Annotated in this window: 16 protein-coding genes; 13 read left to right on the top strand and 3 right to left on the bottom strand. The window is 66.9% G+C overall.

Going from position 1 to position 16,327, the window contains the following annotated elements; genetic code table 11:
• A partial coding sequence (locus tag WBB14_RS20910; protein ID WP_424241543.1) for an ABC transporter ATP-binding protein occupies positions 1-834 on the top strand: 834 nt, incomplete at its 5' end.
• Between the two features lie 10 nt (positions 835-844).
• Here the strand turns inward: WBB14_RS20910 and WBB14_RS20905 are convergent.
• The 3 genes from WBB14_RS20905 to WBB14_RS20895 form a co-directional block, all read right to left on the bottom strand.
• On the bottom strand, positions 845-1,558 hold the full coding sequence (locus WBB14_RS20905) for an MgtC/SapB family protein (protein WP_119449206.1): 714 nt from the start codon (positions 1,556-1,558) through the stop codon (positions 845-847).
• Between the two features lie 190 nt (positions 1,559-1,748).
• Positions 1,749-2,141 carry a hypothetical protein gene (locus WBB14_RS20900; RefSeq protein WP_424241542.1) on the bottom strand — a complete coding sequence of 131 codons (393 nt, stop codon included), beginning with the start codon at positions 2,139-2,141 and terminating at the stop codon, positions 1,749-1,751.
• A gap of 481 nt (positions 2,142-2,622) precedes the next feature.
• Positions 2,623-3,576: a LysR family transcriptional regulator gene (locus WBB14_RS20895; RefSeq protein WP_424241541.1), complete on the bottom strand. Its 954-nt coding sequence runs from the start codon at positions 3,574-3,576 to the stop codon at positions 2,623-2,625.
• Positions 3,577-3,699: 123 nt separating this feature from the next.
• Here WBB14_RS20895 and WBB14_RS20890 point away from each other — a divergent pair, with 123 nt between their 5' ends.
• From WBB14_RS20890 to WBB14_RS20835, 12 genes are all read left to right on the top strand, one after another.
• Positions 3,700-4,617 (top strand): alpha/beta hydrolase, encoded by a 918-nt coding sequence (locus tag WBB14_RS20890; RefSeq protein WP_424241540.1) that lies wholly within the window; start codon positions 3,700-3,702, stop codon positions 4,615-4,617.
• A 64-nt stretch (positions 4,618-4,681) separates the two neighbouring features.
• The gene (locus WBB14_RS20885) at positions 4,682-5,611 is read left to right on the top strand and encodes an alpha/beta hydrolase (RefSeq protein WP_424241539.1); all 930 of its coding nucleotides are present in this window, start codon (positions 4,682-4,684) and stop codon (positions 5,609-5,611) included.
• Between the two features lie 8 nt (positions 5,612-5,619).
• Positions 5,620-5,892, top strand: a complete 273-nt coding sequence (locus tag WBB14_RS20880) for a hypothetical protein (RefSeq protein WP_424241538.1) — start codon at positions 5,620-5,622, stop codon at positions 5,890-5,892.
• Positions 5,893-6,172: 280 nt separating this feature from the next.
• Positions 6,173-7,750, top strand: a complete 1,578-nt coding sequence (locus WBB14_RS20875) for a TerC family protein (protein ID WP_424241537.1) — start codon at positions 6,173-6,175, stop codon at positions 7,748-7,750.
• Positions 7,751-8,005: 255 nt separating this feature from the next.
• Positions 8,006-9,016, top strand: coding sequence for a SphA family protein (locus tag WBB14_RS20870; RefSeq protein WP_424241536.1), 1,011 nt, complete (start codon positions 8,006-8,008; stop codon positions 9,014-9,016).
• An 80-nt stretch (positions 9,017-9,096) separates the two neighbouring features.
• A complete protein-coding gene (locus tag WBB14_RS20865) occupies positions 9,097-10,260 on the top strand; it encodes a formylglycine-generating enzyme family protein (protein WP_424241535.1) in 1,164 nt (387 codons plus the stop codon).
• Positions 10,261-10,298: 38 nt separating this feature from the next.
• Positions 10,299-11,270, top strand: a complete 972-nt coding sequence (locus WBB14_RS20860) for an AAA family ATPase (protein ID WP_424241544.1) — start codon at positions 10,299-10,301, stop codon at positions 11,268-11,270.
• Between the two features lie 7 nt (positions 11,271-11,277).
• Positions 11,278-12,237, top strand: a complete 960-nt coding sequence (locus WBB14_RS20855; RefSeq protein ID WP_424241534.1) for a DUF58 domain-containing protein — start codon at positions 11,278-11,280, stop codon at positions 12,235-12,237.
• A complete protein-coding gene (locus WBB14_RS20850) occupies positions 12,234-12,734 on the top strand; it encodes a DUF4381 domain-containing protein (RefSeq protein ID WP_424241533.1) in 501 nt (166 codons plus the stop codon). The genes WBB14_RS20855 and WBB14_RS20850 overlap by 4 nt, the downstream gene beginning before the upstream one ends.
• Positions 12,721-13,743: a VWA domain-containing protein gene (locus WBB14_RS20845; RefSeq protein WP_424241532.1), complete on the top strand. Its 1,023-nt coding sequence runs from the start codon at positions 12,721-12,723 to the stop codon at positions 13,741-13,743. Before WBB14_RS20850 ends, WBB14_RS20845 begins: the two co-directional genes overlap by 14 nt.
• On the top strand, positions 13,728-15,323 hold the full coding sequence (locus WBB14_RS20840) for a vWA domain-containing protein (RefSeq protein ID WP_424241531.1): 1,596 nt from the start codon (positions 13,728-13,730) through the stop codon (positions 15,321-15,323). The genes WBB14_RS20845 and WBB14_RS20840 overlap by 16 nt, the downstream gene beginning before the upstream one ends.
• The coding region (locus WBB14_RS20835) for a BatD family protein (RefSeq protein WP_424241530.1) at positions 15,320-16,327 on the top strand (1,008 nt) is incomplete at its 3' end. The genes WBB14_RS20840 and WBB14_RS20835, both read left to right, overlap by 4 nt.

The following is a 16,327-nucleotide window of genomic DNA, read 5'->3' as shown; positions in this document are numbered from 1 at the left end:
GCCTTGCAGGCCGACGCGCCGGTCATCCTGCGCGCGCAGGGCGTGTCCAAGACCTACCGCAAGCGCGGATGGTTCGGCCGCCAGGGGCGCGAGACGCGGGCGCTGGACGATGTGACGCTGAGCCTGAAGGAAGGCGGCACGCTGGGCATCGTGGGCGAAAGCGGGTCCGGCAAATCGACCTTGGCGCGCGCCTTGCTTGGACTGGCGCCGCCGGATGCGGGCGGCATCACCCTGGCTGGCGAACCGCTGGCGCTCAAGGGGGCCGCCGCGCGGCGCGAGCATGCGCGGCGGGTGCAGATGGTGTTCCAGGATCCCTACGGTTCCTTGAATCCGCGCCAGCGCGTGGGCGAGATCGTGGCGCGCGGCCCGATCGTGCACGGCACGCCCAGACGCGAAGCGCTGGCACGCGCGCAGGAACTGTTTGAACTGGTGGGCTTGTCGCCCGATGCCCTGCGGCGCTATCCGCACGAGTTCTCGGGCGGCCAGCGCCAACGGGTCGGGCTGGCGCGGGCGCTGGCCATGCGGCCACGCGTGCTGATCGCGGACGAGCCGGTATCGGCGCTGGACGTGTCGGTGCAGGCGCAGGTGCTGGCGCTGCTGGCGCGGCTGCGCGAACAATTGGGCCTGTCCATCCTCTTCATCACGCACGACCTGCGCGTGGCCGCGCAAGTCTGCGACGACATCGTGGTCATGCAGAACGGCAGGGTGGTCGAAGCGGGCGCCTGCGCCCAGGTCTTCGGCCAGCCCGCGCATCCCTACACGCAGGCCTTGCTGGCCGCCGTGCCGGGGCGGCGCTGGGATCCGGCCTCGGCGGTCTTGCGCCAGGCGGCCTGATCCGCGCGTGCTACACCGTGCGGGCCGCCCAGAACGCCGTGCGCACGGCGGGCGAAGCGGCGATGCTGGCCGTGACCCGGTCCAGGTCCAGTTCGTCCACCGAGGCTTCGCTGAGCGCGGCCTCGATCTCGACCTCGTTCTCGCCGAACTGGTCGATCTTCAGTTCCGACAGCGGCAGCTGTTCGGTTTCGAGCACGTCTTCCAGCACCGTCATCGCCGCCTGCCGCTGCTCCACATTTGCGATTACGTGTATCACGGTCGTGACTTCCGTGGTCTGCGAATCCACCGGCTGGCGGTTGACGTAGCTGACCACCGGCCGCAGCAAGGTGTTCGCCGCCAGCACGAAGGCCGTGGCGGCAACCGCTTCCAGGATCAGCGATGCGCCCGCGCAGGCGCCGATGGCGGCGGAGCCCCATAGCGTGGCGGCCGTGTTCAGGCCGCGGATGCTGCCGCCTTCGCGCATGATGGCGCCTGCGCCCAGGAAGCCCACGCCCGAGACCACGTAGGAAATGACGCGCGAGCCGCCGTCGGCGCCGCCCACGCGGAACGCCAGGTCCACGAAGATGGCGGCACCCACCGCCACCAGCACGTTGGTGCGCAGGCCGGCGGTGCGTTGGCGGAATTGGCGCTCAAAGCCGACCACGGAGCCCAGCACGAACGCGGTCAGCAGGCTGACCAGGGTATTGGCCAACGTGATGAACTGGATGTTTTCGAAGTTCTTCATCTTCTTCTCGATGCTTCAGCATGTTGTGGGGGGAACGCAGGGCGTTCAGGGCAGGCGCCAGACCGAGGCCAGGACCAGCAGCAGTCCCGCCAGCCAGATCAGCGCCAGCGCGACGACGCGCGCAATCATCAGGGTTTTGTACGGATCTTTCATGACAGCCTCCCGGCTGCGGCACGAGGCCGCGCTTGTGTCAGGCGGGCAGCACGGCAATGGCCGCGCCGGACTCGCATTCCCAGTGCACCCGGCGCACGTCCGGGCTCTGGCCCAGCCGCAGCGCAACCGCGCCCAGCAGATTGCGCAGGTGCGGCGGGCAATGCAGCGTGACGATGGTCGACGCCAACTGATCCGATTCGCTGCGCGAAATGCGCACCGCCAGCACGCGCAGGTCCAGGTCGCGCAGTTCGTAATAGAGCTGCTTGCGCAGCGCGTTGAGCGTGTCGCCCAGGCTCACGATAGTGAATTGGTAGATGGGCGCGGCCGGCTGAGGCGCGGCCGGCTTAGGCGCGGCTGGCTTACACCCAGCCGCCGCCGTCAGTGCGGCGCCGGTCCGATCCAGAAAGGGCAGGAATTGCTTGATACGCATGATCGTCTCCTTAGCGGGGAGTACGGTGGAAGGTCCACATGCATGCGCCGCCAGGCCGGCCGCGGGCGCGCGCAAGCAGGCGCAACGCATCGCGTGTCGGCAAGCAGTAGGGGAGAGGGCTGGCGGCCCTTGGGAGGGGGCCGGAGAGCCGGGTCCTGGCTTCAGGCAGGACCGGCGCGGACTATTGCCGCGGATCCTGCGTCAAGCGGCGCTTGCAGTCGTGTGTCGACTACATCCGTCGTTGTCCACATTGATCTCGGGTGAGTTGAAAGTGCCGAAAGTATATCGCTGACCTAGGGTTAATACCAGTAAAAATCCAGCGAAGTTGTAGAAGTACATGGAACTGGCAACTTTGGTCATTGAATTTGAAATGTAGCCTTGCTGCATGGCAGTGCGCTGCTACTGCGTCGTCTCATGCATTCGGAGTTTCGGCCTAACCGTAGTCGTCGAAGGCGGACGCAAGGCTGGGCCGCCATCATGTCTATTTGCCGCCTTGCTCTGCCAAGATAGATTCTCTAGCGAGTTGTTCCCGCTTCTCGATCAGGAAGTCCATCAACGCCCGGATCTTGGCCGGCATCTGCGCGCGCGAGGGCACGTAAAGGAAGAACCCTGGGAACGTCCTGCACCAAGGCGCCAGCACCCGCGCTAGCGAACCCTCGGCCAGGTGATGTCGCACGCACAGATCGATGTGCTGCACCAGCCCCACCCCTTGCAGAGCGCCGCGCAACATGCTCTCGTCGTCATTGAAAACGGCATTGCCCTGCGGCTCGAACACCACCGTGCGCGCCTTGGCGTCCGGTGAAGTGAACGACCAACGGTCGATGGTTCCACTGGATGTGAATCGGTAGGCCAAGCAGTTGTGCCGCATCAGGTCAGCCGGAGTTTCGGGCATGCCGTGGCGCGCGAAGTAGGCTGGAGAACCAACGATGGCGTACTGAAGGGAAGGCGTGACCGGCACCGCCACCATCCCTTCATCCAGACTCTCACCCAGGCGTAAGCCGGCATCCAACCCCTCGGCCACGATGTTGGTGAAGCCGTCGTCCATTACCAACTCTAATCGTAGCTTTGGGTAGCGCGCCAGAAGTTCGCCCATGTACGGCTCGATCAGCAGCCGTGCTGCGATGCGCGACGAACTCAAGCGGATCAATCCCGATGGCTCGGCATGCGCCTCGCCCAATTCCGCCACTGCTCGCTCAATTGCGGTGAGCGCAGGTTGCAGAACGTCCAGCAGGCGCCGGCCTTCCTCGGTCAACGACATATCCCGCGTGGTGCGGTTGAGCAGCCGCACGTTCAGGCGCTGCTCCAGCCCCTTGAGGTGCTGCGACAGTGCGGCGCGCGTCACGTCCATCTCCGTCGCAGCCTTGGTAAAACTGCGATTTCTGGCGATATGGGCAAACCATGTCAAGGATGAGGCGAGGGAGGGTTCAATCGGCATTTGTTTAGATTAACTAATCATTAATGTCTTGAAAAGCATATTTATCAAATGCAATGGCGTCCTTACCATTGAATCCTGTCTATGCGTCCAACGACGATTTTTCATTCCCGACTGGAGAACCTCATGCCCAATGTCTCGTTCAAGAACCTCAACGGCCCAGGCGTTACCATGGCCGCCATCATCAATTTCCCGGCCGGTTTCGATGAATCCAGGAAGTACCCGGCCGTCGTCGTCTCCCACCCTGGTGGTGGCGTGAAGGAGCAGGCCGCAGGTCTCTACGCCAAGAAACTGGCTGAGAACGGCCTCATTACCATCGCCTTCGACCGCTCCTACCAGGGCGAGAGCACCGGCGAGCCGCGCCAGCTGGAGAACCCCTACATCAGCACCGAGGACGTTAGTGCCGTCATCGACTACCTGACCACGCTGCCTTACGTGGATCAGGACAGGATCGGCGCCATGGGCATTTGCGCTGGCGCGGGCTACAGCGCCAACGCCGCCATCAACGACCGCCGCATCAAGGCGCTGGGCATGGTTAGCGCGGTGAACATCGGCCAGATGTTCCGCAACGGCTGGGAGAACACGGTCAAGGACGCCGACGCGCTGCCTTACCTCGAAGCCGGCTCCGCGGCGCGCACGGCCGATGCGAGCAATAACGACCGGGCCACCATACCGCTGGCCCCGCTGAAGGAAGAAGACGCGCCCAATACCGAGTTGCGTGGCGCGTGGGAGTACTACCACACGCCGCGCTGCGAACACCCCAACGCCCCAGGCTACACGCTGGCGCGCAATCTGACCCAGATCATCACTTACGACGCCTACAACAAGGCTGAAGCCTTTCTGACCCAGCCCGTCCTGGTCGTGGCCGGCAGCAAGGCCGGCAGCAAGTGGATGAGCGACGACCTGATCGCCCGCGCAGCCAGCGCCGACAAGATGCTGCACATTGTCGAAGGCGCCGATCACATGGATCTGTACGACGTGCCCCGGTATGTGGACGAGGCCGTCTCGAAGCTGGCGCGGTTCTTCCAGGCCAAGCTGAAGTAAGCCACTGAAACCAAGGCACGATACGGGGCAGATCACGCCCCTCCTGTACCGAAAGGAGTTCAACATGAGCACCATCCAAACCGTTACCTACCAGAACCTGGGCTGGGAATCCGCCGCCGACATCTACCTGCCCCTAGGCTTTGACGAGAGCAGGAAGTACCCCGCCATCGTCAGCACGCACCCCATCGGCAGTTGCAAGGAGCAGACCGCCGGCAACATTTACGCCAAGGGGCTGGCAGAAGCGGGCTTCGTAGTGCTGGTGCATGACGCCAGTTTCCAGGGGGCCAGCGGCGGCACGCCACGTTTCATCGAAGACCCGGCCATTCGCGTCTCCGACATCCGTTTCGCGGTGGACTACCTGCAATCGCTGCCCTACGTGGATGCCGACCGCATCGGCGCCATTGGCGTGTGCGGCGGCGGCGCCTACACGGTACATGCCGGCATCACCGATCACCGCCTGAAGGCGCTGGTTTCGATCACGGGCGTGAATTATGGCCGGCTGATCCGTGAAGGCTTCGCGCAGTTCAAGCCGCGAGAACTAGCCGCCAATATTGCGCAAATGCGCACGGCCCAGGCCCAGGGCGCCGCCCGGGATGCGGCGAATCTGCTGCCGGCGTCCGTGGGTAGCGCGAAGCAGGCCGGCATCACCGACATCGATGTGCTGGAGGCCACCGACTACTACAAGACCGCGCGCGGCCAGCAGCCCAATGGCGCGACCAGCCAGCTCATGTCGTTCAGCGGTGCGGCGATGGGTTGGGACGCTTTCCTGCACGCGGAGGAGCTGCTGACCCAGCCATTGATGGTGGTGATCGGCGACAAGCCGGGCGGTTTCGGCGCCTTCCGCGACGGCTGGGAAATCTATAGCCGTGCCGCCTCGACGGACAAGCACATGGTTGTCGCCGAAGGCTGGTCGCACTACGACCTGTACGACAAACCCGAGCCCGTGGCTATCGCCATGAACAAGGTGGTGCCGTTCTTCAAGGACCGGCTCTGAAACAGCGGATGGGCGACCCCAGGAAACTGACCGGCCAGGAGCCCGCCAACGCCCAGGTGGTGGCGCGGCAACTGGTCGCTGAAGGCATGCACGTGGTGTTGGTCGCGCGCCGTAAAGAGCGCATCGACACGCTGGCCGCCGGGCTGGGCAATGCCGCCCGCGCCCTGACGGGAGCCAGGCTCGCCAAGATGCGCCCCAAACCGGATTCAGGTAGTATTCAGTTTCCTGTAAGAACGAGAGCAAGGCGGGCGCTCTATCCGTTTGCTGCCCCGGCAGCCTGAGCCGTCCGCCATTTATGACTGAAGACCCACCTTCTAGCAGGGCGCCGCAAGCAAGCCGGCGCCCGCTGCCCCATCTTCCTGCCACGGCCCGGGCGCGCAGCCCGCACGCCGATTCCATCCTCGCCGCCGCGGCCACGCCGCGCCTGGGTTGCCGCGCTCCGCCGGTAGCCTCCAGGCGCATTCGCGCCCACACTGAGCCTGCAGCCCGCGTCCGCGGCGCATTTCCCTTGATCCCGTCCGGCGTTATTTCGCGCCCGGCCCCGATTTGCATGGAATCTCGATGATTTTCGATTGGATGTCCGACCCCACCGCCTGGCTAGGCCTGGCGACCCTGGTCGTGCTTGAAATTGTGCTGGGTATCGACAACCTGGTGTTCATCGCCATCCTGGCGGACAAGCTGCCGCCCGCGCAGCGCAACCGCGCGCGTTTGATCGGCCTGACGCTGGCGATGGTCATGCGCCTGGGCCTGCTGGCGAGCATCGCCTGGGTGGTCACGCTGACCGAGCCCATGTTCACGCTGCTGGGCGCCGAGATCTCGGGGCGCGACCTGATCCTGATCCTGGGCGGCCTGTTCCTGCTGTTCAAGGGCACCATGGAACTGCATGAGCGCGTGGAGGGCAGCGCCAGCCACGATCAGGGCCAGAAGCCGCAGCATGCGGTGTTCTGGCAGGTGATCCTGCAGATCGTGGTACTGGACGCGGTGTTCTCGCTGGACTCGGTGATTACCGCCGTGGGCATGGTGCAGGACCTCAGCATCATGATGATCGCGGTGGTGGTGGCGATGGCCGTGATGATGCTGGCCAGCCGTCCGCTGATGGCCTTCGTGGGCCGCCACCCCACGGTGGTGATCCTGTGCCTGGGCCTCTTGCTGATGATCGGCTTCAGCCTGGTGGCCGAAGGCCTGGGCTTCCATGTGCCCAAGGGGTATCTGTACGCCGCCATCGGCTTCTCGATCCTGATCGAGCTGTGCAACCAGCTGGCGCGCCGCAACCGCGCCAAGGGCACGCACGCCCTGGGCCGCCGACAACGCACCGCGCAAGCCGTGCTGCGGCTGCTGCGCGCCGGCCGCGCTGGACAGGCGGGCGGGCAGGCTGACGAGGTGGCGGCGCTGGTCGACGGCGCGGATGGCGAACCGGCCTTTGCGCCGGAGGAAAGCACCATGATCGAGCGCGTGCTCTCCATCGGCGCGCGGGACGTCCGCTCCATCATGGTGGCGCGCGGCGATATCGTCTGGCTGGACGTGGCCGATACCCCCGAGGCCATCGTGCGCAAGTTCGCCAGCGGCCACTCGCGTCTGCCGTTGTGCGCCGGCGATCCGGCAAATGTATTGGGCGTGCTGCACTTCAAGGACCTGCTGCCGCTATTGCAGAATCCCGGTCCCATCGACCTGGTGGAACTGGCGCGCGAGCCGCGCTACGTCATGGAAACCACGCCGGTGCTCAAGGTGCTGGATGAGCTGCGCGCCTCGCGCGACCACATGCTGATCGTGGTCGACGAACATGGCGTGTGCGAAGGTCTGATCACGCCGATGGACGTGCTGACCGCCGTCGCGGGCGATCTGCCCGAGCGCCAGGAAGACCAGCCCGAAGCCTTGCAGCTGGCCGATGGATCCTGGTTGCTGGAAGGTCGGCTGGCGGTCGCCGAAGCCGCGCGCCTGCTGGACGCGCCGGCGTTGGCCGATGAGTATCCGGATGCAACCTTGGCGGGCTGCCTGCTGCGCGCGGGCGGACGGATTCCCGACGCGGGAGACGCGATCGCGTGGCGCGACTGGCGTTTCGAGGTCACCCGGCGCGATGGGCTGCGCATCGATCAGGTGCACGCCAGCCCGCTGCGGCAGGAGGCTGAACCGGCGAACTGACGTAAGCCAGTAGTCGCTGTGCCAGGGGATGCCTTCAGGCATCCCTTTTCATTGGGCCGCCACATGACGGCGCAGCAGCTTTCGCGTAGCTGAAAGGGCTTCCCACGCCTCGGAAACCCGGCTTGGTGAAAGTAAAACTCTGTGCGAATATTGCGATGGATTTCTCGAATTTCGCTTGCAGCAGCCTTTGCTGAAATCAGCATTTTCCGTACAGCGTGTCTTTGCATTTTGTTATCTCTTGCCGGGGTACATCGCATGGGCAGTACGAGGTCGGCATTCAAGAGAATCAGCGCTACGGTAACGGCGGCCAGCTGCAAGCCGTTGCCGCGCGCGCTTGTGGCCTGCGCCGCCTTGGCCTTGCCGCCGGCGACCTGGGCGACAGAAGGCGGGCTGGGACGCCAGATCACCGGCACGAACGTGCAGCCCAACGCGGGCATTGTCTCTCCCGAGCCCATCTGGGCCGTCAATTTTTCGCAGATCTACCTGGACGGCAGCATAGGCGGCAGCCGGGAAGTGCCGGTGGGAGGACGCACCTCGCTGGGCCTGGACGCGAAAGTCGCGTTTACGCTGGCCACCGTCCTCAAGACCTGGGATACCGGGCCGGGGCGCTGGAACTTCGCTTCCAGTTTCACCTTGCCTTACATCTGGACCAAGGTGAACTCCACCGTGACAGGCGCCGGGGGACGGAGCACTGGCCAAAGCGATACCGCCTCGAACCTGTTCGACCTGTACTTCTCGCCCATCATCGCGGGCTACCACTTTTCTGAAACCTCGCACATGGCGCTCAGCCTGAACATCTGGGCGCCCACCGGCAAGTACAACGCCGACAACATGGCGAACCCCAGCCTGAACAACTGGACCTTCATTCCGCAGGTGGCCTACACCAAGATATTTCCGGAGTCCGGCTTCCAGTTCGATACCGTGGCCGGCCTTCAGTTCTACACCCGCAACAACGCCACCGATTACCGCAACGCGCCGCTGTTCAGCCTGGACCTGATGGGTCGCAAGGTATTCAGCAACGGCGTCAGCGCGGGCCTGATCCTGGGCACCATCCAGCAGTTGGGCAACGATTCCGGACCGACCGCGGACCGACTCAATGGTTTCAAGGGCCGCGATTGGGCGCTGGGTCCCATCGTCACTTATGACAGGAAACTGGCGGACAAGCGTTCCCTGTCGCTGAGCCTGCGCTGGGTTCCCACGATCAGCAGCACGAACCGTCTGGACAGCAACGACACGGTCATGGCGACCGCGACGCTGGTGTTCTGAACGTCAGCACGATTTCAAGGGGCTGTCAGCCCCGGGCGCGGCGCAGCCGCCCCTGAACCGCTAGCTTTCGGGTGATTGAAATGGCAAAGCAAACACAAGGAAAAACGCGCTACGCCGGAGCATTGCTGCTGGCCGGCGTGGTGTTGGGCGCGGGCGCGAGCACCGCCTATGTGGTCATGGGCAAGGACGGCCCGCCGGCAGCGGTCAAAGTGGTACTGGGCGACGGCAAAAGCGGTCCGGCCGGCATGGCCTGGGTGCCGGGGCGCGAGTTCCTGATGGGCAGCAGCCACAAGCTGGCGCAGCCCAACGAGATGCCGGCGCACAAGGTCTCGGTCAGCGGATTCTGGATGGATGTCAACGACGTGACCAACGCGCAGTTCCGCCGCTTCGTCGACGCCACCGGCTACGTCACGACCGCCGAACAGAAGCCCAAGTGGGAAGACCTGAAGGTGCAACTGCCGCCCGGCACGCCGCGCCCCGACGACCGCCTGCTGGTGCCCGGCGCGATGGTATTCGTGGGCACCGAGAGCGAAGTGTCCTTGCGCGACTATTCGCGCTGGTGGCGCTATGTGCCCGGCGCCAATTGGCGTCATCCGCAAGGCCCGGGCAGCTCCATCGCCGGCAAGGACGACCACCCGGTCGTGCAGGTGTCGTATCAGGATGCGGCAGCCTATGCCAAGTGGGCCGGCAAGCGCCTGCCCACGGAATCGGAATGGGAGATGGCCGCGCGCGGCGGGCTGGAGCAGGCCACCTATGCCTGGGGCGAGGAACTGCTGCCGCAAGGCAAGCCCATGGCCAATATCTGGGACACGCAGCAACAGCAGCCGTTCCCGGTGGTGAAGGATGAGAAAGTGCAGGTCGGCACCATGCCGGTGGGCAGCTTTTCGGCCAACGGCTATGGCCTGTACGACATGGCTGGCAATGTGTGGCAATGGACCGCCGACTGGTATCGCGCCGACGCCTTCAAGATCCAGGCGCAGTACCGCCAGCCGCCCGCCAATCCGGCGGGGCCGGCCGACAGCTACGACCCCGACGACGGCATCGTCCCGCCCGGCGCGCCTAAGCGCGTGACGCGCGGCGGCTCGTTCCTGTGCAGCGACACCTACTGCATCAGCTACCGCACCAGCGCCCGGCGCGGCACGGATCCGATGAACGGCATGTCGCACCTGGGGTTCCGCACCGTCATGACGCCGGAGCAATGGAAGCTGGCCCAGACCGCCAGGAACGGCGTCGCCAGCCGCTAGCCCAATACGCCGTCCATCACGCAGGAGAGGGCATGCCGATAAGCAACCGCGACAGCATCCTGGAACTGGAGCGCGCGATCGCGCGTTCGGTGCTGGGCCAGGGCGCCGTCATACGAGAGGTACTGCTGGGCCTGCTGGCCGACGGCCACCTGCTGCTGGAAAGCTTGCCGGGGCTGGCCAAGACCCGCACCGTCAAGACCCTGGCGCAGCATCTGGCCGCCGCCATGAGCCGCATCCAGTTCACGCCCGACCTGCTGCCTTCGGACATTACCGGCGCCGAGGCGCTGCAGCAGGACGCGCAAGGCAATAGCCGCATCCAGTTCCAGCAGGGGCCGCTATTCGGCAACCTGATCCTGGCCGACGAGATCAACCGCGCGCCGGCCAAGGTGCAGGCCGCGCTGCTGGAAGCCATGGAAGAGCGGCAAATCACCGTGGCGGGCACGACCCACCGCATGCCGCAGCTCTTCATGGTGCTGGCCACCCAGAACCCGATAGAGCAGGAGGGCACCTACCCCTTGCCCGAGGCGCAGATGGACCGCTTCATCATGAAGATCGTGCTGGATTACCCCGACCCCGACAGCGAGAGGCAGATGCTGGCCATGCTGCGCGGCGAGTCGCGCCAGGATGCGGAACCCGAGTCCGCGCCGCTGACGCAGGAGGCCTTGTTCGCTTGCCGCGCCGAAGTCGATCGGGTGCACGTGTCCGCAGCGCTGGACCAATACCTGGTGGACCTGGTCAACGCCACGCGCCATCCAGCCGGCCAGGATGCCGATCTCGCACGCTGGATCCAGGTCGGCGCCAGCCCGCGCGGCGCGATTGCGCTGGATAAGGTGGCACGCGCCCACGCCTGGCTGTCGGGGCAGGATTACGCCTCGCCCGACGACGTGCGCAGCGTGGCCAGGCCGGTGCTGCGGCATCGTTTGCATCTGTCCTATGACGCGGTGGCCGACGGCGTGTCGGCGGACCAGGTGATAGACAAGTTGCTGGACACGGTCGCGGTGCCAGCCTGAGTCCGCCATGCCATCAGCCGCTCCTTCCCCCGAGGTCCAGGTCCGCATCACCGACCTGATGGCGCTGGAACCCGCCGCGCGCGGCCTGGGGTTCTTCAGCCGCCAGCCGGTGCGCAGCATACTGGCCGGACAGCATGGCTCGCGCCTGCGCGGGCGCGGCCTGGACTTCGAGGAACTGCGGCGCTATCTGCCGGGAGACGATCTGCGCCAGCTGGATTGGCGCGCCTCGCAGCGCCTGGGCAAGCCCTATGTGCGCACCTACAGCGAAGAGCGCGACCGGCCGGTGCTGGTAGTGGTGGACCAGCGCATGGGCATGTACTTCGGCTCGGTGCGCAGCTTCAAGTCGGTGGTGGCCGCGCGCGTGGCGGCGCTGTCTGCGTGGATGGCCTACCAGGCGGGCGACCGCGTGGGCGGCCTGGTGTTCAGCGATGCGGGCATCGACAGCGTGCGGCCGTTGCGCAGCCGCGAACGCATCCAGACCCTGTTCGCCGCCATCGCGCGGCGTAGCCAGTCGATGGGAGCCGATCAGTCCGATGTGGACGCGTCTGGCCGGCTGAACGAGGCCCTGCAAGGTGCGCTGGCGCGTGCGCCGCACGATTGCCTGGTGTGCGTCGTTAGCGACTTTGCTGGCGCCGACGAGACGAGCTTGCGCCTGTTGCGCAGCTTGGCCGCGCACAACGACGTGGTCGCGACGCTGGTGTATGACCCGCTGGCGCTGCGCCTGCCTTTGCGCGGCCGGCTGGTGGTGACGCAAGGCGAGCTGCAGGTCGAGGTGGCGGCGGACCGCAAGCAGGTGCGCGAGCCGCTGTCGGATTTCTTTTCGGGACGCCTGCACGACGTGGCCGAACTGCTGCGCCGCAGCCGCGTGCCGCTATTGTCCATCGACACGGCGGACGACACCGTGACGCAGTTGCGCCGCGAACTGGGGCGCCAGGCGAGCCATCCGCGAACCAGGGGTAGGGCATGAACGCCGACGCCGCGCCGTCCATCGAACAGCTGCGGCAGCTTCCGCTGCCCGCGCCGGTCAGCTATTGGCCGCAGACCTGGGGCTGGCTGGTCCTGCTGGCCGCGGTGCTGGCGCTGGCCGCTTGGGCCGCGTGGCGGATTGCGCGCCGCCGCGGGCGCAATCGCTACCGCCGCGAGGGCCTGCGCATGCTGGAGGCGCTGCGGCGGGAAACGCAGTCGGACCCGCTGGCGGCGCGCGCGTTGCCAGAACTGCTCAAGCGCGTCGGCCTGTCGTCAGTGGCGGAGACCGACAGGGCCAGGGTGGGCGCCTTGCAGGGCGCAGAGTGGATCGCCTTCATGGACGACGGCATGGCCGTCTTTCCTCCCGACGCTGGCGTCTTGCTGAGAGCGCTAGCCTATGCGCCGCCCGAAACCTTGCGGGCCATCGAACCCGCGCGTGTGCGGAATTTGTTCGTCGCCAGCCGGCAATGGATGGAGCGTCACCATGTGGCGGCTTGAGTATCCCTGGCTGCTGGCGCTGCTGCCGCTGGGCTGGCTGGCGTACCGCTATTTGCCGCCGTATGTGCAGCGCCGCAGCGCGGTACGCATTCCGTTCTTCGAATCGGTGGCGCGCAGCACCGGCCAGACGCCGCAGCGCCCTGGCGTGCGCGGCGATCGCTGGCAACTGGCCTTGAATGCGCTGGTGTGGCTGCTGCTGGTCCTGGCGCTGGCGCGGCCCGAACGCATCGAGCCGCCCCTGGAACATCGCCAGCCGGTGCGCGATCTGCTGCTGGCCATCGACATCTCGCAATCCATGGAGACCGAGGACTTCGTGGCGCCGGACGGCCGCCGCGAGGATCGCTTGAGCGGTGTGAAAGCGGTGGTCGCCGATTTCATCGACCGCCGCCAGGACGACCGGCTCGGCCTGATCGTGTTCGGCACCGCGGCCTATCCGCAGGCGCCGCTGACGCAGGACCATGCCGCGCTCAAGCTGCTGCTGGATCAGGTCAACACGCGCATGGCCGGACCCAACACCGCCATAGGCGACGCCATCGGCGTGGCGATCAAGCAGTTCGAGCACGCCGGCGAACACGACCAGGTACTGATCCTGCTGACGGATGGCAACGACACCGGCAGCGCCGTGCCGCCGGACCGCGCGGCTGCGATGGCGGCCGCGCGCCATATCGTGGTGCACACCGTCGGCATAGGCGATCCGCAAGCGCAAGGCGAGGAAAAGGTCGATTTCGACGCCTTGCGCGCAATAGCCGCCAAGACCGGGGGCCGCTTTTTCCCGGCGCAGGACCAGGCATCGCTGCGGCAGGTCTACGCCGAGCTGGACCGCATCACGCCGCACGAGGTCCGCGAGTTGCGCCATCAGCCCAAGCAGGATTTCTTCTGGGTGCCGCTGGGCCTGGCGCTGTTGCTGCTGGCGGGCTGGCACCTGGCGGCCGCGCTGCGCGGCTGGCGCCAGGGCGCAACGCCGCATCGGCGGGAAGGTGCGGAGGAGGGCGGATGGAAATCGACCTGAGCGCTTTCCATTTCCTGCGTCCGTGGTGGCTGCTGGCGGTTCCGGCCGCGGCCTTGCTGCTATGGCGGCGGCGGCACGAGGACGGCCGGCTCGGATGGCGCAGCAACATTGCGTCCGCGCTGCTGCCGTACCTGACCGTGCGCACGCAGGGCAGCCGCGGGCTGCGCCCGGCGCAGTTGCTGGCCGCCTTGCTGGCGCTGGGAGGCGTCGCCGCGGCGGGACCGACGTGGCAGCAGGACCGCCCGGCTTTCCTGGATAATCTCGCGCCCCTGATCGCGGCGGTGGACCTGTCGCCATCGATGGACGCGGCCGATCTGCCGCCCAGCCGGCTGGAAGCCGCCAAGCGCAAGCTGCGTGATTTGTTGAAACGGCGCGCGGGCGCCAAGACCGGCCTGATCGCGTACGCCGGCTCCGCGCATCTCGTGCTCCCGCCCACCGACGATCCGGCGCTGCCGGACATGTTCGTACAGGCCCTGTCCACCGAGCTCATCGCCGCACCGGGCAAGGACGCGGCCGGCGCCATCGCCCTGGCCGCCAGCCTGCTGCGGTCAGGCGAGGCGGGCGGCACCTTGCTGCTGGTGACGGACGGCGCCGACACCCGCCAACTGGCCGAGGTCGAACGCCTGGCCCGCGCCAATTCCTTCCAGATATTGGTGTGGGCGGCGGGCACGCGCGATGGCGGCATGGTGCGCGACGCCCGCGGCCAGCCCCGCATCGACGCGCAGGGCAGGCCGGTGCTGGGCCGTTTCGACGAGGACGCCCTGAAACAGCTGGCGCGGGCGGCCCGCGCGCCGCTGGGCAGCCTGACCCTGAATGACGACGACCTGGACTGGGTCACGCTGCACGCCGAGCGCCACTACCAGGAGGTCCAGGACGCGGACAAGCCGTTGCACTGGAAGGACGCGGGCTATTGGCTGTGCTGGCCGCTGGCGCTATTGGCGCTGCTGGCGCTGCGGCGCGGCTGGAACATCAACTGGACGGCGTGCCTGCTGCTGGCCTGCGCGGCGGCGTTGCACACGCCACGGGTTGACGCCAGCCCGTTGGCCGACGCCTTCCTCACGCCCGATCAACAAGGCCGCTGGGCCTATGAGCACAAACGCTACGCCGAGGCCGCGGCCCTGTACGCCGATCCATACTGGAAGGGCCGCGCGGCTTATGACGCGGGCGACTACCAGGCGGCGCTGGCGGCGTTCGCGAAACTGGACACGCCCGAAGGCGACTTCTATCTAGGCAATACCCAGGTCCGGTTGCGCAACTATGATGCCGCGCTCGCGGCATATGACCAGGCGTTGCGCCTGCGGCCGGACTTCAGCGAAGCGCGCGACAACCGCGAACTGGTCGCCAGGCTGATCGCCGCCGCCGAAAGCGAGCAGCAGGACGACGACTCGGAGAAGCCCGACGAAACCCGCGTGGACAGCAACAAGGGCGCGGGCAAGATGATCCGGACCGCGGTGCCCGAGGCCGCGTCGGACGAAGTCTGGCTGCGCAACCTGAGCCTGTCGCCCGCTGGTTTCCTGAAACAGAAGTTCGCCATCGAAGACGCGCGCAAGACCGTGCCCGCTCAGGGGCAGCAGCCATGATCCGCCGCCATGCCGCTTTGTTGCGCCACCTGGGTCTGCTGCTGTTGCTTCAATTGAGCCTGTGCGCCGGCATGGCGCGCGCCCAGTCCGGGGATGACGGACCGCAACTGCGCGCCGAAGCCCGCATGGCGGCGTCCGGCGACCTGATGGCGGGCGCGACGTCCATCCTGCAGGTCGACGTGCTGACTTCGACCTGGTTCACCCAGCCGCCGCAGCTGCCGGCCCTGGATATTCCGGGCGCGCTGGTCACGGGGCCGTCGGGGCAGGCCGCCATCATCCGGGCCACGATAGGCGGCGTCGCATACAGCGGACTGCGCTTTTCCTATCTGGTCAGTCCACAAGCAGCGGGCAGCCTGCAGGTGCCGGCCATCCACGTCAGCGCGCAAGTGGGACAGGGCTCCGCGCCGCTCGCCGCGCAGACGCGCCCGCTGGAGGTGCGCGCCGCGGGGCCACCGGGCGGCATCGCCGGGCGCGCCCTGGCGGCAAGCGCGGTCCAGGCCAGCCAGCAGATCCGCTATACGGCCGAGCCTCCCGCCGTGGGCGACCACGTCAGCCGCGTTATCACCGTGGAGGCGCAGGGCGCGCAGGCCATGCTGATTCCACCGCCGGCCGCGACCGCCGTGGCGGGCCTCAAGCTGTATCCGTCGGAGCCCGAACTGACACAGCTCTCCGACAGCCGCGGCGGCTTCCTGGGCGGACGACGGGTGGACCGCCTGGACTACGTGATCGAGCGTGGCGGCGCCCATGAGCTGCCCGCGGTGGAGATCCGCTGGTGGAACATCGCGTCCAACCAGGAAGAACGCCTGGTGCTGCCGGCGCAACGTTTCGAGGCGCGGGCGGGCGCTGCCTACCAGACGCCTTTCTCTGTCGAACAGGATCTGCGGGACATGGGCAGGCAGGTGCAGGTGCGCATCCCGGGAGGGTGGCTGGCGCTGGCCGCAGGAATGGCGCTGGCGGCGCTGGCCGGGTGGCTGGGCGCGCCCTGGTTGCGGCGGGCGCTGGCC

Origin of the sequence: Achromobacter sp., from assembly GCF_049647645.1 — a bacterium.
GTDB lineage: Bacteria > Pseudomonadota > Gammaproteobacteria > Burkholderiales > Burkholderiaceae_B > Achromobacter.
Note: the sequence above shows the minus strand (reverse complement) of the source record. Positions and strands in the feature narration are given on the sequence as shown.